Annotated in this window: 15 protein-coding genes; 8 read left to right on the top strand and 7 right to left on the bottom strand. The window is 62.2% G+C overall.

Annotation, left to right across the window (positions count from 1 at the left end):
• Positions 1-10: 10 nt before the first annotated feature.
• A complete protein-coding gene (locus ACQ4WY_RS01365; protein WP_436502490.1) occupies positions 11-919 on the bottom strand; it encodes an alpha/beta hydrolase in 909 nt (302 codons plus the stop codon).
• A 100-nt stretch (positions 920-1,019) separates the two neighbouring features.
• Here ACQ4WY_RS01365 and ACQ4WY_RS01360 point away from each other — a divergent pair, with 100 nt between their 5' ends.
• Positions 1,020-4,259: a PAS domain-containing protein gene (locus ACQ4WY_RS01360; RefSeq protein WP_436502489.1), complete on the top strand. Its 3,240-nt coding sequence runs from the start codon at positions 1,020-1,022 to the stop codon at positions 4,257-4,259.
• Position 4,260: 1 nt separating this feature from the next.
• Here the strand turns inward: ACQ4WY_RS01360 and ACQ4WY_RS01355 are convergent, their stop codons facing one another.
• The 5 genes from ACQ4WY_RS01355 to ACQ4WY_RS01335 form a co-directional block, all read right to left on the bottom strand.
• Complete coding sequence (locus ACQ4WY_RS01355; protein WP_436502488.1) at positions 4,261-7,155, bottom strand: PAS domain-containing protein; 2,895 nt, start codon at positions 7,153-7,155, stop codon at positions 4,261-4,263.
• A 6-nt stretch (positions 7,156-7,161) separates the two neighbouring features.
• Complete coding sequence (locus ACQ4WY_RS01350; protein WP_436502487.1) at positions 7,162-8,352, bottom strand: hybrid sensor histidine kinase/response regulator; 1,191 nt, start codon at positions 8,350-8,352, stop codon at positions 7,162-7,164.
• Positions 8,349-9,227 (bottom strand): CheR family methyltransferase, encoded by an 879-nt coding sequence (locus tag ACQ4WY_RS01345; RefSeq protein ID WP_436504376.1) that lies wholly within the window; start codon positions 9,225-9,227, stop codon positions 8,349-8,351. Before ACQ4WY_RS01345 ends, ACQ4WY_RS01350 begins: the two co-directional genes overlap by 4 nt.
• A complete protein-coding gene (locus ACQ4WY_RS01340; protein ID WP_436502486.1) occupies positions 9,227-12,700 on the bottom strand; it encodes a response regulator in 3,474 nt (1,157 codons plus the stop codon). The genes ACQ4WY_RS01345 and ACQ4WY_RS01340 overlap by 1 nt, the downstream gene beginning before the upstream one ends.
• Before the next feature lie 229 nt (positions 12,701-12,929).
• Entirely contained in the window at positions 12,930-14,276 is a 1,347-nt protein-coding gene (locus ACQ4WY_RS01335) for an MFS transporter (RefSeq protein WP_436502485.1), read from the bottom strand.
• Between the two features lie 217 nt (positions 14,277-14,493).
• Here ACQ4WY_RS01335 and cyoA point away from each other — a divergent pair, with 217 nt between their 5' ends.
• The 7 genes from cyoA (at position 14,494) to ACQ4WY_RS01300 (ending at position 21,268) form a co-directional block, all read left to right on the top strand.
• Positions 14,494-15,477 carry a ubiquinol oxidase subunit II gene (cyoA, locus tag ACQ4WY_RS01330; protein WP_353657109.1) on the top strand — a complete coding sequence of 328 codons (984 nt, stop codon included), beginning with the start codon at positions 14,494-14,496 and terminating at the stop codon, positions 15,475-15,477.
• A gap of 84 nt (positions 15,478-15,561) precedes the next feature.
• Positions 15,562-17,565, top strand: coding sequence for a cytochrome o ubiquinol oxidase subunit I (gene cyoB / locus ACQ4WY_RS01325; protein ID WP_436502484.1), 2,004 nt, complete (start codon positions 15,562-15,564; stop codon positions 17,563-17,565).
• The gene (gene cyoC, locus ACQ4WY_RS01320) at positions 17,558-18,196 is read left to right on the top strand and encodes a cytochrome o ubiquinol oxidase subunit III (RefSeq protein WP_071077269.1); all 639 of its coding nucleotides are present in this window, start codon (positions 17,558-17,560) and stop codon (positions 18,194-18,196) included. Before cyoB ends, cyoC begins: the two co-directional genes overlap by 8 nt.
• Complete coding sequence (cyoD, locus tag ACQ4WY_RS01315) at positions 18,193-18,579, top strand: cytochrome o ubiquinol oxidase subunit IV (protein WP_071323579.1); 387 nt, start codon at positions 18,193-18,195, stop codon at positions 18,577-18,579. Before cyoC ends, cyoD begins: the two co-directional genes overlap by 4 nt.
• Positions 18,576-19,409, top strand: coding sequence for an SURF1 family protein (locus ACQ4WY_RS01310; RefSeq protein WP_436502483.1), 834 nt, complete (start codon positions 18,576-18,578; stop codon positions 19,407-19,409). Before cyoD ends, ACQ4WY_RS01310 begins: the two co-directional genes overlap by 4 nt.
• On the top strand, positions 19,393-20,742 hold the full coding sequence (locus tag ACQ4WY_RS01305; RefSeq protein WP_353657113.1) for an ATP-binding protein: 1,350 nt from the start codon (positions 19,393-19,395) through the stop codon (positions 20,740-20,742). The genes ACQ4WY_RS01310 and ACQ4WY_RS01305 overlap by 17 nt, the downstream gene beginning before the upstream one ends.
• On the top strand, positions 20,732-21,268 hold the full coding sequence (locus ACQ4WY_RS01300; protein WP_034788474.1) for a response regulator transcription factor: 537 nt from the start codon (positions 20,732-20,734) through the stop codon (positions 21,266-21,268). The genes ACQ4WY_RS01305 and ACQ4WY_RS01300 overlap by 11 nt, the downstream gene beginning before the upstream one ends.
• 24 nt (positions 21,269-21,292) lie before the next feature.
• Here ACQ4WY_RS01300 and ACQ4WY_RS01295 read toward each other — a convergent pair whose 3' ends face one another.
• A complete protein-coding gene (locus tag ACQ4WY_RS01295; RefSeq protein WP_436502482.1) occupies positions 21,293-22,027 on the bottom strand; it encodes a hypothetical protein in 735 nt (244 codons plus the stop codon).
• Between the last annotated feature and the right edge of the window lie 63 nt (positions 22,028-22,090).

Below are 22,090 nucleotides of genomic sequence, written 5' to 3'. Positions count from 1 at the left end.
GGCAGCACTGTCATCGTTGCGCGTCCATCCCCAGCAACTGCCTAATCACGGGCAAAATCATCTTCCACGCATTCGACGTGGCCGCGATCTCGTCGTAGTGGCTGGCGCCGGGCAAAATCAGCACCTCCGCATGGTCTCCGGCCTTCACTGCTTTCGCCGCGTAATCGTGCGCGACTCGGGGCGGGGATATGGTGTCCAGTTCTCCCGTGGCCAGCACGGTGCGGCTGCCGTTGGGGATCAGATCTGCCGCGTTGGTGTCGCTGTACATGTCGGGGCGCTCGGTGCTGGCGCTGCCTGCCAGTTGTGCGATGTCGCGCTCGCAGCTGGTCTTGATCAACTCCTTTTCATGGCGTAGGTCGGCCAGGCCGCCCAGGCTGAGGATCTTGTTCACCGGCAGGAACTTGTCGCGGTACAGGGGGCTGGTCTTTGGCAGTTTTTCCCGGCCGGCGATCCATTGCACCAACTGGCCGCCGGCCGAATGGCCCATGGCGAGGATGTGGCCCGTGTCGAGCTGGTACTGGTCTGCGTGCTGCTGCAGGCTGTCCAGCGCAGCGTGCATGTCTTCGTAGGTGCCCGGATAGCCGCCGCCTTCCTCGTCGACCCGGCGGTACTCGACATTCCACACGGCGATGCCTTGCGCAACGAGGGCGCCGGCCACGTTGCGCATCTGCTTGATGCCGCCGAAGGCCACCGTCCAGCAGCCGCCATGCACGAGCACGACGACGGGGAACGGTCCGCTGCCTTCAGGCCGGAACAGCTGTGCGTATTGTGACGGCGCGGGGCCATAGGCGATCTGCGCCGTGTGCGGGGGGCCGTTCAGGGCCAGGTAGTCGTCCAGACTCATGGGGGCGGCGACGGTGCCTTGAATGGAGGCGAGCAGGGCGGTGGCGATCAGGGAGGACGGCAAGGAGGTAGGCATGCTGGGATTCGCTTGAGAAGAGAGCAATACTTTAGCATAGGGCCGCGTGGAGGCAGAGATCAAGCACTGCGCTGTTTTCCTCCTGCAAGAGGGGTGGCACATGGTATATTCGGGCATCAGTTTTCCCCTTATCGACACGGTGCACGCAAACAACATTCTTTCCTTGCTGGACGCCGAGCATAGTGCGCTGGGCAGCATCGCGGCAGGTGCCGACCTGGCCCATGCACTGGAACACTTGTTGCTGGCGCTGCAAGACCTGGCCGAGGGCGGCGCACATGCCTGCCTGCTGCTCATTGACGAAGCCGACCGCTTTTGCGGCTTGTCTGCGCCCAGCCTGCCACAAGACCTGTGCCTGGCCCTGCGCCACGGCGGCGACCAGCCATCTCCCTTCGGCACGGCCGCCTTTTCCGGCGCGCCCGTGTATTGCGGCGACATCACGCGCGACGTGCACTGGAGCGCGGGACGCAAGGAAGCCATGCTGCACGGTTACCGCGCCTGCTGGGTCGCTCCCGTCTTCGGCGCCAAGGGGCATATCCTGGGCGTGCTGGGTCTGTTTTTCCAGGCGCCGTGCCATCCTACGCAACCCGAGATCGAACTGCTGGCGCTGGCCGCGCGCGTGGCCGCGCATGTCATCGAGCGGGGCCAGCTGGAACAGGCATTGCACGACAGCCGCGAACATTTTCATTACGCCATAGAACTGAACACCCAAGTGCTGTGGACGGCCGATACCGAAGGCAAGCTCGATTACGTGGCGCAGCGCTGGCGCGAATGGACGGGCGGCAGCGGCCTGGGCACCAACTGGCTGGAAGCCATCCACCCCGAGGATGTGCCCCATTCCTTGGCGGCCTGGAGCGAAGCGGTGGGCAGCGGCCAGCCTTTCGACCAGGAAATGCGCGTGCGCCGGCAGGACGGCCAGTACCGCTGGGTGCATTCGCGCGCGTATTGCCGGCAAGACGAGCGCGGCCAGCCCGCGAAATGGTATGGCTCGTGCGAGGATATCGATGAACACTGGCAGGCGCGCAACGCCTTGCTCGACAGCGAGGCGCAGTTCCGTTCGCTCGCTTCCACCATGCCCAACCAGGCCTGGCTGGCGCATGGCAGCGGCGCCACCTACTGGGTCAACGAGCAGGTCTGCGAATACACGGGGCAAGCGATGAAGTCGCTGGTGTCCAGCGGTTTCCGCCACTGCGTGCATCCGGACGACGTGCAGGCCTCGCAGAAAAGCTGGGAACGGGCCGTCACCACCGCCAGCGCCTACGAACACGAGTTCCGCATGCGCCGCGCCAGCGACGGCGCCTACCGCTGGTTCCTGGCGCGCGCCTTGCCCCTGTTCGACGAGGCGGGAAAGGTGCTGCGCTGGGTAGGTACGAATACGGACGTGCAGGAACAGAAGAACGTGCTGGAAAAGATGGCTTACCTGAATTCCTCGCTGGAAGTGGAAATGGCCAACCGTACGGCCGACCGCGACCGCATGTGGCGGCTGTCCACCGATATCATGCTGGTGGCGGACCTGGCCGGCATGATCATCGCCGTCAATCCCGCCTGGAGCAAGATCCTCGACCGCCCTGAAATCGAGTCACTGGGCATGGATTTCATCAGCCTCGTGCATCCCGACGACCGCATGGCGGCCTTGAAGGACTTGTCGTGCCTGGCCCACGGCGCGCCCACCTTGCGCATGGAAAACCGCTACCGGCGCCGCGATGGCGGCTACCGCTGGATTTCCTGGACGGCCGTGCCGGCGCAAAAGCTGATCCATGCCATCGGCCGCGACGTCACGGACGAAAAAGAGGCGCGGCTGGCGCTGGTGCGCAGTGAGCAAGCTTTATTGCAGGCGCAAAAGCTGGAATCGATCGGCAAGCTGACGGGCGGCGTGGCCCACGATTTCAATAACGTCCTGCAAATTATCTCGGGCAATTTGCAGTTGCTGAAGCTGACCGTGGCCGACAATCCGCAGGCGGCCAGGCGTCTCGCTTCGGCGGCCTCGGCCGTCGAACGGGGCGCCAAGCTGTCCTCGCAACTTCTGGCCTTTGCGCGGCGTCAACCTTTGAGGCCGCTGGTGACGGACCTGGGGCGTTTGCTGCGCCGCATGCATGAGCTGATCCGCCGCGCACTGGGCGAAGCTGTTTCCGAGGAAACCTTCATCAGCGAAGGCTTGTGGCATACCCTGGTCGACCCGAACCAGATGGAAAACGTGCTGCTGAACATGGCCATCAACGCGCGCGATGCGATGGACAAGGGCGGGCGCCTCACTTTTACCTTGAGCAACGTCACGCTCGATGCCGCTTACGCCAGCCTGCATGCCGACGTGTTGGAAGGGCAATACGTGCTGCTGACCATCACCGACACGGGCCATGGCATGGAGCGCGACGTGATCGACCAGATCTTCGAGCCGTTCTTCACCACCAAGCGCGAGGGCGAGGGCACGGGACTGGGGCTTTCCATGGCCTACGGCTTCATCCGCCAGAGCGCGGGCCACATCAAGGTGCACAGCGCGCCGGGCGCCGGCACGACGTTCAAGATTTACTTGCCCCGTTCGCTGGAAAAGCTGGCAGAGCCGCCACCGGGCCTGACGGGCCCCGTGCTGGGCGGCAGCGAGACCATCCTCGTGGTGGAAGACGATGCCCCCGTGCAACATACGGTGGTCGACATGCTGCGCGGCCTTGGCTATGACGTGCTGCATGCGGACGATGGCGCCTCGGCCCTGGCCCTGCTGGGTACGGGCGTGGCCATCGACCTGTTGTTTACGGACGTGGTCATGCCGGGGCCCGTCAGCAGCAAGGAGATGGCGCGGCAGGCCAGGCTGCTGCTGCCGGAACTGGCCGTATTGTTTACCTCCGGCTATACGCACAACGCCATCATGCAGGGCGGGCGGCTGGACCCCGGCGTGGAGCTGTTGAGCAAACCCTACCAGCGCGAAGACCTGGCGCGGCGCATCCGCCACGTGCTGGCCGACCGCCGCCTGGTGGGCGCGCCCGACCCGTCCGGGCGGCGCATCCTGCTGGTGGAAGACAATGACGATGCGCGCGAAATGACGACCGAGATGCTGAATATACTGGGGCATACCGTGCACGGGGTGGCCAGTGCCGAGGAAGCCTTGCCCCTGCTGGCGATGCCGGGCCTGGACGTGCTGGTGACGGACATCAGCCTGCCTACCATGTCCGGCCTGGAACTGGCGCGCCATGCGCGCGCGCACTGGCCGCAGCTGGAGGTGGTGTTTGCTTCCGGGCACGACTGGGGCGCCAGCCTGATGCAGGACGCCAGCGCGCGCTTCCTGCGCAAACCCTTTGGCCTGGACGAGCTGGCAGGCGCACTGAAGGCGCGCCGGATCGACGTTTACTAGCTTACCGGGCTGGCGCCTGCAAGGCTTGCTGCAGTTGCTCGACGGTAAATGGTTTCACGAGGAAGCGCGCCTGCGGGTCCAGCACGCCGGAATTGGCCGGTGCATGGCCGGTGGAAAACACCACTTCCAGTTGCGGCTGCTCGCGGGCCGCCAGCTCGGCCAGCTCGACGCCCGACATCTGCGGCAGGCTGATGTCGGTCAGCAGCAGTTCCAGTCCCGGCGTGCCCAGCAAGGGCAAGGCTTCCTCGGCCGTGCCCACGGCCAGCACCGTGTGTCCCAGCATGGCCAGCAGTTCGCTCGTCATGGCGCGCGCGTCCGCATTGTCTTCCACCAGCAAGATGTGACGCATACCCGGCCGCGCACCCGGTAGTGGCGGCATGGACGGCTGCGGCGCCAGTTGCGCGCGGTACTGGTGCAGGGCCGTCACGTGGCGGCCGTTGGCCAGCAGGTGGCGGATGCGCCGCGCCAGGTCTTCGCGCCGGTAGGGTTTGCTCAACAATTCCACGCCCGGCTCCAGGCGGCCGCCCTGCATGATGGCATCCTGCGTGTAGCCCGACGTAAACAACACTGTCAGCTGCGGCAGCAGCACGCGGGCCTGGCGCGCCAGTTCCGTGCTGGCCACCTTGCCCGGCATGACCACATCCGTAAACAGCAGGTCGATGGGGGCGCCGCTGCCGATGACGGCCAGCGCGCTTTCTCCATCGCTGGCGCGCAGCACGCCATAGCCGAGGCCGCGCAGCATGTCGACCACCGTCGTCTGTACCTGCACGTCGTCTTCCACGACGAGGATGGTTTCCTTGCCACCCAGCACCGGGCCGCTCAGCTGCAGCGGCAGTTCCGTTTCCGCTTCGAGTGAGCGCGGCAGGTAGATGCGGAAGGTGCTGCCATGGCCGGGCAGGCTGTCCACCGTCAAGTGGCCGCCGCTCTGGCGCAGGAAACCGTACGCCATGGACAGGCCCAGGCCCGTGCCTTCGCCTTTGGTCGTGAAGAACGGTTCGAAAATCTTGTCCAGCAAGTCGGCAGGAATGCCCGTGCCCGTGTCCGAGACGGCCAGCTGCACGTAGTCGCCGGGCGCCACGTCCGCATGGCGCGCCGCATAGTCGCTGCCCAGCACGCTGTTGCTCAGTTCGATGGTCAGCTGGCCCTGGCCATCCATGGCGTCGCGCGCGTTGATGGCCAGGTTGAGGACGACGTTTTCCAGCTGATGCGGGTCGACCAGGGCGCGCCAGCAGTCATCGGCCAGCAGTAAACGCGTTTCGATGGTTTCGCCGGTGGCGCGTCGCAGCAGCTCTTCCGTCGCGCGCAGCAGTTGCGCCAGGTCCGTCACCAGCGGTTTCAAGGGTTGGCGCCGCGCAAAGGCCAGCAGCTGGGCCGACAGCTTGGCGCCCCGTTCCACGGCGGCCGAGGCGCTGGCGATGCGCTTGGCGGCCTGCGGGTCGTCGTCCAGGCCCAACTGCAGCAACTGCAAATTGCCGGAGATAATTTGCAGGACGTTATTGAAATCATGGGCCACGCCGCCCGTCAGCTTGCCCAGTGCTTCGAGTTTTTGCGATTGCAGCAGGGCCATTTCGCTGTGGCGCAACGATTCCTGCATGCTGCGCAAGGTGGCTTGCGCCTCTTTTTCCATGGTGACGTGGCGTCCGGTGGCAAACACCAGGTCACCTTCGGGCGCCGCCACCCAGGACAGCCAGCGGTGGCCACCATCGCGGTGCCGGTAGCGGTTTTCAAAGCTGGGCATGGCTTCCTGCGTCACTTGCGCCAGCGCCAGGCGCGTGGCGGCGGCATCCTCGGGCAGCACGAAGTCGAAGAGGCTGCGGCCCAGCATTTCCTCGGGCAGCCAGCCCAGGATGGTGCTCGCGGCCGGGTTGACGGCGGCAAAGCAGCCTTCGGCATCGATGGCCACCATCAGGTCCTGTGCGCTGCGCCACAGCCGCTCGCGCTCGCTGTTGCGCGCGGCCAGGTCCGCTTCCAGCTTCTTTTCCACGGTGATGTCGCGTGCGCTGCAATATACCTTCTCGCCCTCGGGCACGGCCACCCACGACAGCCAGTGCCAACCGCCCAGCTTGTGGCGGTAGCGGTTTTCGAAGCGCAGCGCAGGCTGGCCCTGGTTGGCCGCGTCCCAGGCCGCATAGGTGCGCGGCAAGTCGTCCGGGTGGATCAGTTCAAAAAATTTCGTCGTGCGGATTTCCTCCACCGACCAGCCCAGAGTGGCTTGCCAGGCCGGGTTCGAGTGCTCGAAATAGCCGTCGAGGTTGAGCACGCCCAGCAAATCGGGGCTGACGTTCCAGGTGCGGCCGAACTCGCGCGTGCGCTCGGCCACCTGCGTTTCCATGCTGGCACTGAGCGTGCGCAGGCGCGATTCCGCCTGGGCCCGCAAGATGGTCGACCAGACCCGCTCCGACACTTGCACGGCCAGTTCGATTTCGTCCGCATGCCACAGGCGCGCCGCGCTGCTGTGCACGACGAACAGGGCCGCCAGCCGGCCCTCCTTGGCGATGGGAATGTTCAGGAAGGCACGGATACCCAGGCGCGCAAACGTGGCCAGTGCGGCCGGCATCGCCGTGCGCGGGTCGCTCGCCACATCGCTGACAGCGAGCGCCTGGCCGGCGGCCAGCGTATCGGCCAGGCGGGCGGCATAATCACCGAGGAAATACTCGCCGGCGGCGCCGGGCGCCAGGCCATCGCTCCACGCATGCTGGAGGGTGGGGCATTGCAGGGTCTGGTCGATATCGAAACAGGCCACTTGCTGGGCACCCAGACGCTGTCCCAGCAGCTGAGCCGACAATGAAAGGATATCGCCCGTGTCTTGCAGCAGGCGCAGCCGGCGTTCCAGTTGCAGCAGAAAGGCCACGCCGCTGGCGCCGGCCTGGCTGCTGTTGGCAGGAGTGCTGCTCATGCGGCCTCAGCTACCGGCCAGCGGCAGGGTGACGCTGAACAGGGCGCCATTGCCGGGCTGGCTTTGCAGGGTGATGGCGCCGCCATGCGCATCGACCAGTTGCTTGGTAATGAACAGGCCCAGGCCCAGGCCGCCCGTGCGGTCCTGGTACATGACGCGCTCGAAGGCGTCGAAAATGCGTTCCTGGTCGCGCGCATTGATGCCGATGCCATGGTCGCGCACTTCGATGACGGCGCTGTTCTGTGTGTGCGCCAGGCTGATTTCCACGGGCTGGCCCTGGCCGTAGCGCACGGCATTGCTGATCAGGTTGACAACGATCTGCTCGACGCGGAAGGCATCCCAGAAACCCTGGATGGGTTCGAAGGCCATCACTTCCAACACGCTGCCCGTCGTGGCCGCATACGGGCCCAGGTCGTCAGCCACCCGGCGCACCAGGCTGGTCAGGTCGACGGCTTCGCGGCGGATCGACAGCTTGCCGCTGGTGATGCGCGAGACGTCGAGCATGTCGTCGATCAGGCGCACCATGCTGCGGATTTGCCGCCCGTCGCGCGCCACCATTTTGCTCAGCTTTTCCGGCTCGAAGGCGGCCAGGTTGCCCCGCTCCAGGTTGACGGTGCGCATCTGCGTTTCCAGGAACAGCGTGTTTAGCGGCGTGCGCAGTTCATGCGCCACCATCGACATGAATTCGTCGCGCAGGCGAAGCGAGCGCTGCAGTTCAGCCTGGGTGGCGCGCAATTCCTTCAGCAGCGCTTCCTGCTGCTGGCGGCTGTGCTCCAGCGCCTGCACCTGGCGCCGCGTTTCGCTGCGCTGCTGGTGCAGGGCGACAAAGACGTTGACCTTGCTTTGCACGGCATTGATGTCGAGCGGCTTGTGCAGGAAGTCAACGGCGCCGCTTTCATAGCCCTGGAAGGCAAAATTCATTTCCTTGCCAGCCGCCGTGACGAAGACGATGGGAATATGGCGCGTTTTTTCCGTGCCGCGCATCAATTGCGCCAGCTCAAAGCCATCCATTTCCGGCATTTGCACATCGAGGATGGCCAGCGCGAAATCGTGTTCCAGCAGCAGGGCCAGCGCTTCTTCCCCCGAGGATGCCTGGTAGACGCTGCGGTCGCTCTCACGTATCAGCGCATTGAGCGCGCGCAAGTTTTCCGGCAAGTCGTCGACGATCAATAGTTTAGTGCTTGTTTCATTCATCATGTTTCATTCCTGGCATGACCATGCCGTCCAGCGTAGTGGGAGGCGGCGTGCGACGTTGCACGCTTGCGGTAGAGCTTTTCGGGACCCGGCAATGGCTCGAAGTCGGCGGCAAAGCGGGTGAAATGCGTACTTTCCTTGCTGCCCAGTCCCAGGAAGCCCCGGTGGCACAGCGAGTCGTGGAACAGGCCCAGGGCCCGTTCCTGCAAGGTTTTATTGAAGTAAATCAGGACGTTACGGCAGAAAATCAATTGCGTTTCAATAAAGACGCTGTCCGTGGACAGGCTGTGGTCGGCAAAGTTGATACTGTCGAGCAGGCGTTGCTGGAAATGCGCGGTGGCATGCTCGACCGTGTAGTACTCGGCCAGCTGGCCCAGGCCGCCCGCAGCCAGGTAGTTGTCGCTGTAGTCGGCCATGCGGTGCAGCGGATACACGCCGCGCGCGGCCGTGGCCAGCGCTTGCGGATTGATGTCGGTGGCGTAAATCGTGCTGCGATCGAGCAAGCCTTCCTCGTGCAGCACGATGGCCAGCGACAGCGCTTCTTCTCCCGTGCAGCAGCCGGCCACCCAGATCGTCGGCGACGGATAGGTTTTCAGCACGGGCACCACCTGTTCGCGCAAGGCGAGAAAAAACGCCGGATCGCGGAACATTTGCGTGACAGGCACGGTCAAAATCTGCAGCAGCTTGCCAAAGGCGGCCGCGTCGTCCAGCACCAGTTGCTGCAAGGTGGGCAAGTCGGCGCAGTGGAAGCGTTCGAGCGCCTGATTCAGGCGGCGCCGCTGCGAGGGCAGGGAATAGTCGCGAAAATCATAGCTGTAGCGCTGATAGATCGCGTCCATCAGCGCATGCAGTTGCGCGTCCGTGTAGTGCAGGGACATCACATGCGTTCCATCTTCGGCATCCACACGCGCAGCAGCGAATACAAACGGTCGAGGTCGATCGGTTTGGCCAGGTAATCGGACGCGCCCGCCTGCAGGCATTCTTCCTGGTCATTCTTCATGGCCTTGGCGGTAATCGCGATGATGGGCAGCTTGTTGTAGCGCCCATCAGCGCGGATCAGACGCGTCGCTTCCAGGCCATCCATGCCAGGCATCATGACATCCATCAACACCAGGTCGATATCGTCAACGCTGTTGAGCTTGCTGATGGCTTCGAAGCCGTTGCGGCCGATTTCCACCACCACGCCTTTTTGTTCAAGCGCATTCGTCAGGGCAAAGATATTGCGCACATCGTCGTCCACCAGCAAAATCTTGCGCCCTTCAAACACGCGTTCGCGGCTGCGCACCTGCTGCAGCATGCCCTGGCGCTCGCTCGACAGCTCCGACTCCACTTTGTGCAGGAACAAGGTCACTTCGTCGAGCAGGCGTTCGGGCGAGCGGGCGCCCTTGATGATGATGGAACGCGAATACTTCATCAGGTCCGCTTCTTCCTCGCGGCTCAGGTTGCGGCCCGTGTAGACGATGACGGGCGGGAACGAACACAGCTCTTCATGTTCCATGCGTTCGAGCAATTCGTTGCCCTGGATGTCGGGCAGCTTCAAGTCGATGATCATGCAGTCGAAAATCTGCGTTTTCAGCAATTCCAGCGCCTGCTCGCCCAGAGCCACGGCCGTGATTTCCACGTCGTCGTCGCTGATCAGGTGGACCACGCTTTCGCGCTGGCGTTCGTCATCCTCGACCAGCAGGATGCGTTTCATCTTTTGCGTGAATTTCGATTCGAGCTTGCGGAACACTTCCTTCAGCTGCTCGCGCGTGCGCGGCTTCGTGGCGTAGCCGATGGCGCCCAGCTGCATGGCTTCCTGGATCTGGTCATTGCCGGACACGATGTGCACGGGAATGTGGCGCGTCAGCGGGTTTTCCTTGAGCTGCTGCAAAACCAGCAAGCCGGGGCGATCCGGCAAGCCCATGTCGAGCAGAATGGCGTCGGGCAGGAACTCTTCCGCCAGGCGCAAACCTTCGTCGGCGCCATGCGCCACCAGGCAGCGGTATTGCATTTCATGGGCGAGGTCGAACAGGATGCCGGCAAACGACGGTTCATCCTCGATCACCAGCACGGACCGCTGGCCGGTCTTGACAGCCGGCACGCTATTTCTGTCATCCTGGAAAGTGGGCAGTGGCACGGGCTTGGCGGCAAGTGCCGCCTTGGGTACGGCGGCTGCCGGCACTTGCGGCGCGGCGGCCGGCGTCACCGCCGCTTCCACCGCGCGTTCCGGCATGACGGCCGGCAGCACCAAGGTAAACGTGCTGCCCTGGCCTGGCGTGCTGGCCAGCTCGATGCTGCCGCCCAGCAAGGCTGCCAGGTCGCGCGAAATCGACAGGCCCAGGCCCGTACCGCCATAGCGGCGGCTGGTGGTGCCGTCGGCCTGGTGGAAGGCGTCGAAAACCTTTTGCTGCTGGTCGTCGGCAATACCGATGCCCGAATCCTGCACCTGGAAGCGCACCTGGCCGTCCGCAGCGGTACCCACGTGCAGGGACACCGTGCCCGCATCGGTAAACTTGATGGCGTTCGACAGCAGGTTTTTCAGGATTTGCTCCAGGCGCTGGCGGTCGCTGACCAGCGACGGCGGCGCATCCGGCGCCACCTTGACGTCAAAAACGAGTTTCTTTTGCTGCGCCTGGGCGCCAAACAGCATCTTCATGCTGCTGAGCAGTTCGTCGAAGGGCACGGCTTCCGGCGTCAATTCCAGCTTGCCCGCCTCGACCTTGGAAATGTCGAGGATATCGTTGATGAGGGTCAATAAATCGTTGCCGGCCGAATAAATGGTTTGCGCAAACGTCACTTGCTCCGGCGTCAGGTTGCCGCCGCTGTTATCCGACAGCAGCTTCGACAGGATGAGCGAGCTGTTCAGTGGCGTGCGCAGCTCGTGCGACATATTCGCCAGGAATTCGGATTTATAACGGCTGGCCCGTTGCAGCTCCTCGGCGCGGGCTTCCAGCTGGGCGTGTGCCTCGCCGATGGCCATGTTTTTCTGGTCCAGCGACAGTGCTTGCACGGCCAGTTGCTCGTTCGACTGTTCCAGCGCCGCCTTTTGCTCTTCCAGGTGGGCTTGCGACTGTTCCAGCACGCGCGACTGCTCGCCCAGCTCTTCGTTGGCCGTGCGCAGTTCTTCCTGCTGCACTTCCAGCTCTTCATTCAGTTGCTGGGTTTCTTCCAGCACATTTTGCAGGCGCTGGCGGTACAGGGCCGCTTCCAGCGAGGTGCCGACATTGGCGGCAATCAGGTTCAGCCATTCCTTGGCGCGGGCGTTGACGGGATGTGTAAAGCCCAGTTCGATGACGCCGTTGACGACGCCTTCGTTGTTGACGGGTATCAAAACCAGCTCCAGCGGCGCGCCGCGGCCCAGGCTTGACGTCACGGTCAGATAATTCTCGGGCACTTGCTGCACATGCTTGAGACGCTTTTCGCGCGCCGTCTCGCCTACCAGACCTTCGCCCAGTTTGAAGACTTGCTTATCCTTCACTCCCTGATCGTTGAAACCATATACGGCTGTGCGGCGCAGGCTGCCATCGTCGTCGACGACGTACAGGGTGGCGACGGCCACGTCAAGGCGATGGGCGAGGAAATCGAGCACGTGCCGTCCCAGCTGCGGCAAGCCCAGCTGGCCGCTCGTGTGGGCTGCAAGTTCCGTCTGCCCCGTGCGCAGCCATGCTTGTTCCTGCAGCACCTCGTTATCCTTGCCGCGCTGTTCAAGCGCATCGTTGTAGATATCGGACAGGCGCAGCAGTTCACGCCGTCCAAGGTAGGCCAGCAGGCCCGACAATCCCAGGCTCAGGACCAGGAACACCACCACGGCCAGCATGGTGCGGCTCTCGGCCGTATCGGCCCGTTCCTGGCGCAGCCGCTGTTCCATGGACAGGAAGGTGAGAAATTCGCGGCGGATTTCGTCAAATTCCAGCTTGCCTTCGCCTTGACGCACGCGGGCGAGGAATTCCTGGTTGCTGCGGCGTTGGGCGATCACGCTTTCCGCATAGGCCATCCACTGGTTTTGCAGGGCGCGGATGCGGCGCAGACGGTCCGTCTGGATGGGACTGTCGGACACCAGCTCAAGCAGCGTGTTCATTTCGACGGCAATCTTCGCCTTGCCCGATTTATACGGCGCCAAAAACGTTTCATCGCCCGTCAGCAAGTAGCCGCGCATGCCCGTTTCCAGGTCGACCGACAACTTCATGACTTCATTCGCATTGCCTATCACCCGTTCCGAATGCTCGACCGAGCGCAGGGCCGAGAGCAGGTAGGCGATCAGGCCGACAAACACGAGGGCCGTGACGACCCCGATGACCAGCGGCAAGGTGACGTTACGGGCGAGAATGCGGCGAAAGCTGAAGGAGTCGATCGGGGTCTTGGTATTCATCATGTCCGTGTAAGGCTGTCGCGAAAAGTCAATTTTAATTGAAATGCAAGTTTTCTGGTGGTCAAGCAAAGTGTGCGCTAGCATAACAGCCTTGCGATAAATTTCCGACTTGTAAGGCCGTGCAATGCGGGGCAGCGCACAGATGAGGTTGCGTGGCTGCCATGCATAAAAAAACGCCGGACGGTGCCGGCGTTTTTTAGTACTGCGCGCGCTGCGCTGACTATATATGTCAGTCGCGAATCTCCAGCGCCCGGTTCAGGCTCAGGGCGGCCAGCGAAGCGACGGCGCCCGACAGCAGGTAGAAGCTGACATAGGCGAGACCGAAGTTGGCCGACAGGCCCAGCGCCACGAGCGGGGCGAAGCCGGCACCCACCAGCCAGGCCAGGTCGGACGTCAGGGCTGCACCCGTGTAGCGGAAGCGGGCAGGGAAGTTGGCCGTCACGGCGCCGGCTGCCTGGCCGTAGGACAGGCCCAGCAGGCTGAAGCCGACGAGGATGAAGACGTCCTGGCCCGTATTGCCGCCGCCCATCAGGGTCGGCACGAAGGCGCTGAAGATGGCGATCAGCACGGCCAGCACGCCCAGGGTGGTGCGGCGGCCGAATTTATCGGCCAGCAAGCCGGAAATCACCACGCCGACGGCGGCCAGCACGGCGCCCACCATCTGCACTTGCAGGAAGTCGGAAGCGGAACGCGTCTGGTAGACGGAAATCCACGACAGCGGAAACACGGTGACCAGGTGGAACAGGGCGTAGCTGGCCAGCGCGGCGAGGGCGCCGATCAGCACGTTGCGGCCCTGGCCGCGGCTCATTTCAAACACGCTCACGGGCTGCAGTTCGCGTTCGTCCAGCAGGCGCGCATATTCATTCGTCGATACGAGGCGCAAACGGGCAAACAGGGCTACCACGTTGATGGCGAAGGCGACATAGAACGGATAGCGCCAGCCCCAGTCGAGGAAGTCTTCATCCGTCAGGGTGGTCAGCATGAACCAGAACAGGCCGGCGGCGATCAGGAAGCCGGCGGGCGCGCCCAGCTGGCCCAGCATGGCGTACCAGCCGCGCTTGTTTTCCGGCGCGTTCAGGGCCAGCAGCGATGGCAAGCCATCCCACGATCCGCCCAGCGCCACGCCCTGGCCGATGCGCAGCACGGACAGCCAGATGATGGCGGCAAAGCCCAGGTGCGAATAGGTCGGCAGGAAGGCGATGCCGGCCGTCGACACGCCCAGCAGGAAGAGGGCGATCGTCAGCTTGGCGCTGCGCCCCATGCGGCGCTGGATCTCCATGAAGATCACGGTGCCGAACGGACGGGCGATGAAGGCAAACGAGAAAATCAGGAAGGCATACAATGTGCCCTCCAGGCGTTCTTCAAACGGGAAGAAGACGCGCGGAAACACCAGCACCGAGGCGATGGCGTAGACAAAGAAGTCAAAGTATTCGGAAGCGCGGCCGATAATCACGCCGACGGCGATCTCACCGGGGTCGATATGCGATTCGACCGTGCCGGCCCCGCTTGCGTCGCGCAGGGAATGGGGGGAAAAGTCGGCGGGTACATCCCCGCTGTGTATGCGCGTGCTGGACATGATGATCGTCTCCAATATAGTTTCGAGTTCGGCCAACGCGTAACATACCCCGGGTGTCTCACGCCCGGAGTAGGACTATTCATCAGGTAGTCGTAGGAAAACTCCTCACGTACCCAGTGAAAATCCGAGCAAGGGGTAGGACAAAACGTCCAATTGCCAACGCGCTCCAGTGAGAATACAGTACCATATCTTCATCCCCTGTACTGGACTTTCCTGTATGTTTTCATTAAAAGTTCGTCGCGGACTGTTTCTTTTACCTCTCGCATTGTTGGCTGGTTGCAATACGGTGGTACTGAATCCGTCCGGTGACATCGCAATTCAGCAAGGCAATCTGATTGTCATCTCGACATTGCTGATGCTGCTGATTATCGTTCCGGTAATCGCCCTGACCCTGCTTTTCGCATGGCGCTATAGAAAAAACAATACCGCGGCCAAATACGAGCCGGACTGGGACCACTCGACTCGCCTCGAGCTGATCATCTGGGGCGCGCCCCTGTTGATCATCATCGTGCTGGGCCTGCTGACCTGGATCAGCACCCACACCCTCGATCCTTATCGTCCGCTGAGCCGTATCGACGCCAACCGTCCGATTCCTGCCAGCCACAAGCCGATGATCGTCGAAGTCGTGGCGCTGGACTGGAAATGGTTGTTCATCTACCCGGAGCAAGGCATCGCTTCCGTGAATGAACTGTACGCGCCCGTCGATCGTCCGATCCGCTTCAAGATCACCGCCTCGTCCGTCATGAACTCGTTCTTCATCCCCGCACTGGCAGGTCAGATCTACGCCATGCCGGGCATGGAAACGCAGTTGAATGCCGTCATCAACAAGCCTGGTGTATACAAGGGCTTCTCCGCGAACTACAGCGGTGCCGGTTTCTCGGGCATGCGCTTCAAGTTCCACGGTGTCAATGATGCGGACTTCGACAAGTGGGTGGAATCGGCACGTGCCGGTGGCGGCGCGCTGAACCGCGACGACTACCTGTCGCTGGCCCAGCCTAGCGAACGCGACCCGGTTCGCCGCTACAGCGCCGTACCTAACGATCTGTACAAGGCAATTCTGAACCGCACCATCGTTTCCGACGCCCTGTGCGTGACGCCGGTCGAGCCATACAAATTGACGATGGCAAATAGCCCGGTAGCGGCCGTAACGGCAGTAGTCGCTAGCGATGCAGTGGTTGAAAAGGGCGTTCAAGCCAAGTAACAACTGCATGAATCCCGCAGCGCATTGCGCTGCAGATACTGGCGCCGCTTGCCTGGCGCCTCCCTTTTTTCTCTGAGAGTAACAATGCTAGACCATATTGATCTGACGAAGCTTATATTCGGCCGTCTGACTTGGGATGCAATTCCATTTCACGAACCTATCCTGCTGGCGACCTTTGCAATGGTCGCCCTGGGCGGTATCGCACTCGTTGCGGCACTGACGTATTTCCGCGTCTGGGGTACCCTGTGGCGCGACTGGATCACCAGTATCGACCATAAAAAAATCGGTATCATGTACATGATTCTGGGCTTGGTCATGCTGCTGCGCGGCTTTGCCGACGCGCTCATGATGCGTACCCAGCAGGCGATCGCCTTTGGCGACAATGCCGGCTTCCTGCCACCGCATCACTACGACCAGATCTTCACCGCCCACGGCGTGATCATGATCTTCTTCGTCGCGATGCCTTTCGTGACGGGTCTGATGAACTACGTGGTGCCGCTGCAAATCGGTGCGCGCGACGTGGCTTTCCCTTTCCTCAATAACTTCAGCTTCTGGATGACCACCATGGGCGCCGCCCTGGTCATGGCTTCGCTGTTCGTCGGCGAATTCGCCCGCACGGGCTGGCTGGCGTATCCACCGCTGTCGGGCATCGTCGGCAGTCCGGACGTGGGGGTAGACTATTACATCTGGTCCTTGCAGATTGCCGGGGTCGGGACGCTATTGTCCGGTGTCAACCTGATCGCCACCATCGTCAAGATGCGCGCGCCAGGCATGACCTGGATGAAAATGCCAGTCTTCACCTGGACCGCACTGTGCACCAACATCCTGATCGTCGCCGCTTTCCCGGTACTGACGGCCGTATTGGCCATGCTGTCGCTGGACCGCGTTGCCGGCTTTAACTTCTTCACGACGGAACTGGGCGGCAACGCCATGATGTACGTCAACCTGATCTGGATCTGGGGTCACCCAGAGGTCTACATCCTGATCCTGCCACTGTTCGGCGTGTTCTCGGAAGTCGTCGCCACGTTCAGTAGCAAGCGTTTGTTCGGCTACGCCTCGATGGTGTACGCCACCTGCGTCATCATGATCCTGTCGTACCTGGTATGGCTGCATCACTTCTTCACCATGGGTTCGGGCGCCAGCGTCAACTCGTTCTTCGGCATCACGACGATGATCATTTCGATCCCGACGGGCGCGAAGATCTTCAACTGGCTGTTTACCATGTACCGCGGCCGTATCCGCTTTGAACTGCCTATGCTGTGGACGATCGGCTTCATGGTCACCTTCACCATCGGCGGCATGACCGGCGTGCTGCTGGCCGTACCACCAGCTGACTTCGTGCTGCATAACAGCTTGTTCCTGATTGCCCACTTCCATAACGTGATTATCGGCGGCGTGGTGTTCGGTGTGTTCGCTGCGATCAACTACTGGTACCCGAAAGCCTTCGGCTACAAGCTCGACTCTTTCTGGGGCAAGTGCTCGTTCTGGTTCTGGTTCGTCGGCTTCTACCTGGCCTTCATGCCGCTGTACGTGCTGGGCCTGATGGGCGTGACCCGTCGTGTCAACCACTTTGAAGATCCATCGCTGCAAATCTGGACCATCATCGCCTGGTTTGGCGCCGTCTCGATCGCACTGGGTATCGCTTCCATGCTGATCCAGTTCTTCGTCAGCTACCGCAACCGTCACGCCCTGCGCGACGTGACCGGTGACCCATGGGGTGGCCGTACCTTGGAATGGTCGACGTCGTCGCCTCCGCCAGACTATAATTTCGCCTTCACGCCACAAGTGCACGAACTCGATGCATGGACTGATATGAAGAAACACGGTTACCAGCGTCCGACGTCCGGTTTCACGAAGATCCACATGCCGAAGAACACCTGGGCTGGTTTCGTGATCGCCGCACTCTCCGCACTGGTCGGTTTTGGCCTGATCTGGCAAATGTGGCTCGTCGCCAGCATAGGCTTCGTGATCATGATGGTCACCATCATCATCCATACCTTTAACTACAAGCGCGATTACTACATTCCTGCGGAAGAAGTGGTCCGTACCGAAGACGCTTACACTAAATTGCTGAGCAGCCATGTCTGATACCATCGCCCATAACACCGGCGCCGCTGGCGCCGCACCAAGCACGCGCAGCTACTTTGTGCGCGAGCACCACCCGGAAAACGGCAGCTTGCTGGGTTTCTGGCTCTACCTGATGAGCGATTGCCTGATCTTCGCCTGTCTGTTCGCCACGTACGCCGTGGTGGGCCGCAACTACGCGGACGGCCCGACGGGCGCCGCGCTGTTCGACCTGCCGCTGGTGGCAGTCAACACGGCCATGCTGCTGCTGTCGTCGATCACCTACGGCTTCGCCATGCTGGCCATGCAGCGCAAGCAATTGCGCAGCACCCTGGTCTGGCTGGGTATCACGGGCCTGTTCGGCCTGGCCTTCCTGTCGCTGGAAATGTATGAATTCATTCATCTGATCCACGAAGGCGCCGGTCCGCAACGCAGCGCGTTCCTGTCGTCGTTCTTCGCCCTGGTCGGTACCCACGGCTTGCACGTGACGTTTGGCGTGATCTGGCTCGTGACCTTGATGTTCCAGTTGAACAAGCATGGCCTGACCCCGGAAAACGGCCGTCGCATGATGTGCCTGTCCTTGTTCTGGCACTTCCTGGACGTCATCTGGATCGGCGTCTTCACCTTTGTCTACCTGATGGGAGTGCTGCCATGAGCGACCACCACACACACGGCGATAGCCACCACCATGACCATCACGATCATGGCAGCCTGAAAAGCTACGCCATTGGCTTCATCCTGTCGGTGATCCTGACGGCCATTCCTTTCTGGCTGGTGATGACGAAAGCCATCACCAACTCGGGCACCATGGGCCTGGTCCTGCTGGCGTTCGCGGCTGTTCAAGTGGTCGTGCACATGGTGTACTTCCTGCACATGAACACCAAGTCCGAAGGCGGCTGGAACATGATGGCGCTGATCTTCACGATCATGATCGTGGGTATTGCCATGGCCGGTTCCCTGTGGGTCATGTACCACATGAACCACAACATGATGCCGGATCTGATGCCTGAGTACATGCATACGAAAACGGCTCCATGATGAGTAATACGCGCCCAAGCAACACCGGGCGCGCCCCTGGCGCCGCATCGCAAGATGCCGCGCCAGGCCCACGCGGCATGGCTGTGCATTATTCAAAAATTGCACTGGCCTTGCTGGCGGGGATCGTTTTTGCCGGTTTCTGTGCCCTTGGCACCTGGCAAGTCAAGCGCCTGTTCTGGAAGCTTGATCTGATCGAGCGCGTCGAACAACGCGTACATGCGCCCGCAACGGACGCACCTGGACCCGCAGCCTGGGCCAGTATCACGCCACAAACGGATGAATACCGCCACGTGCGACTCTCCGGTACCTATCTCCCCATTTTCAATACCCTGGTGCAAGCAACGACGGCACTGGGCAGCGGTTATTGGCTGATGACGCCATTGCGCCTGGCCGATGGCAGCACCGTGCTGGTCAACCGCGGCTTCGTGCCGAAGCGCGAAGGCATCGCCGCCAGCACCCCGGCCGGCATCGTCAACGTCGACGGCTTGCTGCGCATCAGCGAGACGGGCGGCGGTTTTCTGCGCGAAAATAGTCCAGCCACGCAGCACTGGTATTCGCGCGACGTGGCCGCCATCGGCGCCTCGCACATGCTGACCAAGGTGGCGCCGTATTTTGTCGATGCGAAGGAAAAGTCGGAAACGGCCAGTGACGCGCCCGTCGGCGGCCTGACCGTGATTTCCTTCCACAACAACCACCTCGTGTACGCCTTGACGTGGTTTGCGCTGGCCTTGATGGTGGCCGGCATCAGCTGGTGGATCGTGCGCGAGGACAAGCGCCGCCGCGCCCGTGGCGCCCAGCGCCAGGAAAGCGACCATGTCGGGCAGGATTGAGATCCTGCCCAACCGCGAAGTACTAGAGCGCGGTGCGGTGGCGGCCGAGATGGAACATCCGGCTGGTCACCAGAACATGAAGCTGCTGATCCAGCTGCGCTGGCTGGCCGTGATCGGCCAGATCAGCACAATCTTCGGCGTGGGCGTGGGACTGGGCATCGCCTTGCCCGTGCCCTACATGCTCGAAGTGCTGTCCTGCCTCATCGCATTCAACCTGGCCAGCCTCTTGCGCTGGCACGAACGCCAGCCCGTCTCGAACACGGCCCTGTTCCTCGCTCTGCTGGTTGACGTCACCGTGCTGACGGCCCAGCTCTACCTGAGCGGCGGCATCAGCAACCCGTTTGCCTTCCTGTATCTGTTACAAGTCATCCTCAGCGCCGTGCTGCTGGAAGTGTGGTCGACCTGGATCATGGTGGCCATCACCAGCCTGTGCCTGGCCGGCCTGGCCTTGCTGCCCGGCCCCTTGATCTTGCCGATCGACCCCGAGCGGGGTTTTTCCAGCCTCTACGTGCAAGGCTTGCTGATCTGTTTCATCTTGAACGCCGCCTTGCTGGTGGTGTTCATCACGCGCATCAACCGCAACCAGCGCGCCGGCGACGCCAAGGTGGCCGACTTGCGCCAGCGCGCGGCGGAAGAAGAGCACATCATCCGCATGGGCTTGCTGGCCTCGGGCGCCGCGCACGAGCTGGGCACGCCGCTGGCGACCCTGTCCGTCATCCTCGGCGACTGGCGCCGCATGCCGGAACTGAGCAAGAACAGCGAATTGCTGGAAGAAATCACGGAAATGCAGGCCCAGTTGCAGCGCTGCAAGAGCATCGTCAGCGGCATCCTGCTGTCGGCGGGCGAGGCGCGCGGCGAATCGTCCGTGAAAACGACGATCAATACCTTCCTCAACGACCTGGTTGACGAGTGGCGCACCAGCCGGCCGATCCAGGATTTCGAGTACGATAACCGCATCGAGCATGACGTGCCCGTCGTCTTCGATTCGACCCTGAAACAAACCATCTGCAATGTGCTCGACAATGCGCTGGAAGCGTCGCCCGACTGGCTGCGCTTCGAGGCGACGCGCGAAGCGGATGCCCTGCACCTGGTCATTACCGATGCGGGCCCCGGCTTCGAGCCGTCGATGCTGACGCACCTGGGCAAGCCGTATCAAAGCAGCAAGGGTAAACCCGGTGGCGGCCTCGGTCTCTTCCTGGTGGTGAATGTTGCGCGTACCCTGGGCGGTACGGTGACGGCGCGCAACAGGGTGCAGGGCGGGGCGGTGGTGCACCTGGCCTTGCCGCTGGCGGCCATCAAACTGGAAAGAGAAAGCGACCAAAATGCAGGATGACCGTCTGTTACTGATCGTGGAAGACGACGCCGCGTTTGCCCGCACCCTGGGCCGCTCGTTCGAGCGGCGCGGCTACCAGGTGATCCTGGCCACCAATTTCGACGAAGCAAGCGCCTTGCTGGAACAGCATTGCCCCGACTACGCCGTCGTCGATCTGAAACTCAATGGCAATACTTCCGGTCTGGCCTGCGTGCAGATGCTGCACCAGCACGACCCGGAAATGCTGATCGTCGTGCTGACGGGCTACGCCAGCATCGGCACGGCCGTCGAAGCCATCAAGCTGGGCGCTTGCCAGTACCTGGCGAAACCGTCGAACACGGACGACATCGAAGCGGCCTTCGGCCACGTGGCCGGCAACGCCGACATCGAACTGACCAACCGCGCGACCAATATCAAGACCCTGGAATGGGAACGCATCCACGAAATGCTGGCCGAGACGGATTTCAATATCTCGGAAACGGCAAGACGGCTTGGCATGCACCGGCGCACGCTGGCCCGCAAGCTGGAGAAGCAGCGGGTGAAGTAGGCACTGCGATAGCCCCTGCGCGGTCTAATCGTTTTCGAACGTCAGTTCCAGCACGCTGTCGTCGCTCCAGTCCTGTTCCCGTAACGGTGGCGTAAACGACGAACCGCTGAAGGGCACGGGCGCGCTTTTGCCGTTAAAGTTGATCGTTGCAGTGGCGATACGCCGCGGTTCGGAAAAGCTGTAGGTGCCTTTTTGCGACACGAAATTGCACGGCCCGCCCATTGCGCTCATCGCCGTGCGCATGGCGAAAGGCAAGGTTTCCTTGTCGATGGCCCAATGCACTTCGCACGCCAGCCGCAGGTCGCCCAGGCGGCGGAGGGTGTCGCTGGTCGCCGTGCTCCTGACGTAGGGAATCCACCTGACCGACCCCGCCTTGCGGTTCACGGTCAGCTCGGCCTTTTCATAGAGAGGTCCCTGCTCGACGGGCAAGGTGAAGACATTGCGTTCCCCCAGCGGTATCGCCATGCCTGCCTCATCGCTTTCAAGCCGCAGCGCGATGGCGTGCATGTCGACATCGGCACGGCGCGGTTCCAGGATGAAGCGCAACTCGGCGCCTGGCGCCAGCGCATGTTTTTCCTCAAACCGTTTGACGCCCTTGAGCATGGCACTGTAGGGTTTCCAGTCCGGATCCCGGATGCCCTTCACATTGACTGACGCTGCCGCATCCTGCCCGGCTTGCTCCACGGCTTGCGCCGTGTCCGCCTGGGCCTGTACCGCCGCGCCGTATAAACACAGCAGAAGACCAGCTATTGCACGCATATTCATCCTGTTCATTAATCTCAAGTAATTGCTTGTCAAACTCAGCTTGGCATAAGTGTAAAA

Origin of the sequence: Janthinobacterium salmonicoloratum (genome assembly GCF_051380845.1) — a bacterium.
GTDB classification, from domain to species: domain Bacteria; phylum Pseudomonadota; class Gammaproteobacteria; order Burkholderiales; family Burkholderiaceae_D; genus Janthinobacterium; species Janthinobacterium lividum_F.
This window is presented reverse-complemented; position numbering and strand designations above follow the sequence as displayed.

Excerpts from the sequence above, each read along its gene's own strand:
- ACQ4WY_RS01365 (WP_436502490.1), bottom strand. The coding sequence starts at position 919 with ATGCCTACCTCCTTGCCGTCCTCCCTGATCGCCACCGCCCTGCTCGCC.
- ACQ4WY_RS01360 (WP_436502489.1), top strand. The coding sequence starts at position 1,020 with ATGGTATATTCGGGCATCAGTTTTCCCCTTATCGACACGGTGCACGCA.
- ACQ4WY_RS01355 (WP_436502488.1), bottom strand. The coding sequence starts at position 7,155 with ATGAGCAGCACTCCTGCCAACAGCAGCCAGGCCGGCGCCAGCGGCGTG.
- ACQ4WY_RS01350 (WP_436502487.1), bottom strand. The coding sequence starts at position 8,352 with ATGATGAATGAAACAAGCACTAAACTATTGATCGTCGACGACTTGCCG.
- ACQ4WY_RS01345 (WP_436504376.1), bottom strand. The coding sequence starts at position 9,227 with ATGTCCCTGCACTACACGGACGCGCAACTGCATGCGCTGATGGACGCG.
- ACQ4WY_RS01340 (WP_436502486.1), bottom strand. The coding sequence starts at position 12,700 with ATGAATACCAAGACCCCGATCGACTCCTTCAGCTTTCGCCGCATTCTC.
- ACQ4WY_RS01335 (WP_436502485.1), bottom strand. The coding sequence starts at position 14,276 with ATGTCCAGCACGCGCATACACAGCGGGGATGTACCCGCCGACTTTTCC.
- cyoA (WP_353657109.1), top strand. The coding sequence starts at position 14,494 with ATGTTTTCATTAAAAGTTCGTCGCGGACTGTTTCTTTTACCTCTCGCA.
- cyoB (WP_436502484.1), top strand. The coding sequence starts at position 15,562 with ATGCTAGACCATATTGATCTGACGAAGCTTATATTCGGCCGTCTGACT.
- cyoC (WP_071077269.1), top strand. The coding sequence starts at position 17,558 with ATGTCTGATACCATCGCCCATAACACCGGCGCCGCTGGCGCCGCACCA.
- cyoD (WP_071323579.1), top strand. The coding sequence starts at position 18,193 with ATGAGCGACCACCACACACACGGCGATAGCCACCACCATGACCATCAC.
- ACQ4WY_RS01310 (WP_436502483.1), top strand. The coding sequence starts at position 18,576 with ATGATGAGTAATACGCGCCCAAGCAACACCGGGCGCGCCCCTGGCGCC.
- ACQ4WY_RS01305 (WP_353657113.1), top strand. The coding sequence starts at position 19,393 with ATGTCGGGCAGGATTGAGATCCTGCCCAACCGCGAAGTACTAGAGCGC.
- ACQ4WY_RS01300 (WP_034788474.1), top strand. The coding sequence starts at position 20,732 with ATGCAGGATGACCGTCTGTTACTGATCGTGGAAGACGACGCCGCGTTT.
- ACQ4WY_RS01295 (WP_436502482.1), bottom strand. The coding sequence starts at position 22,027 with ATGCGTGCAATAGCTGGTCTTCTGCTGTGTTTATACGGCGCGGCGGTA.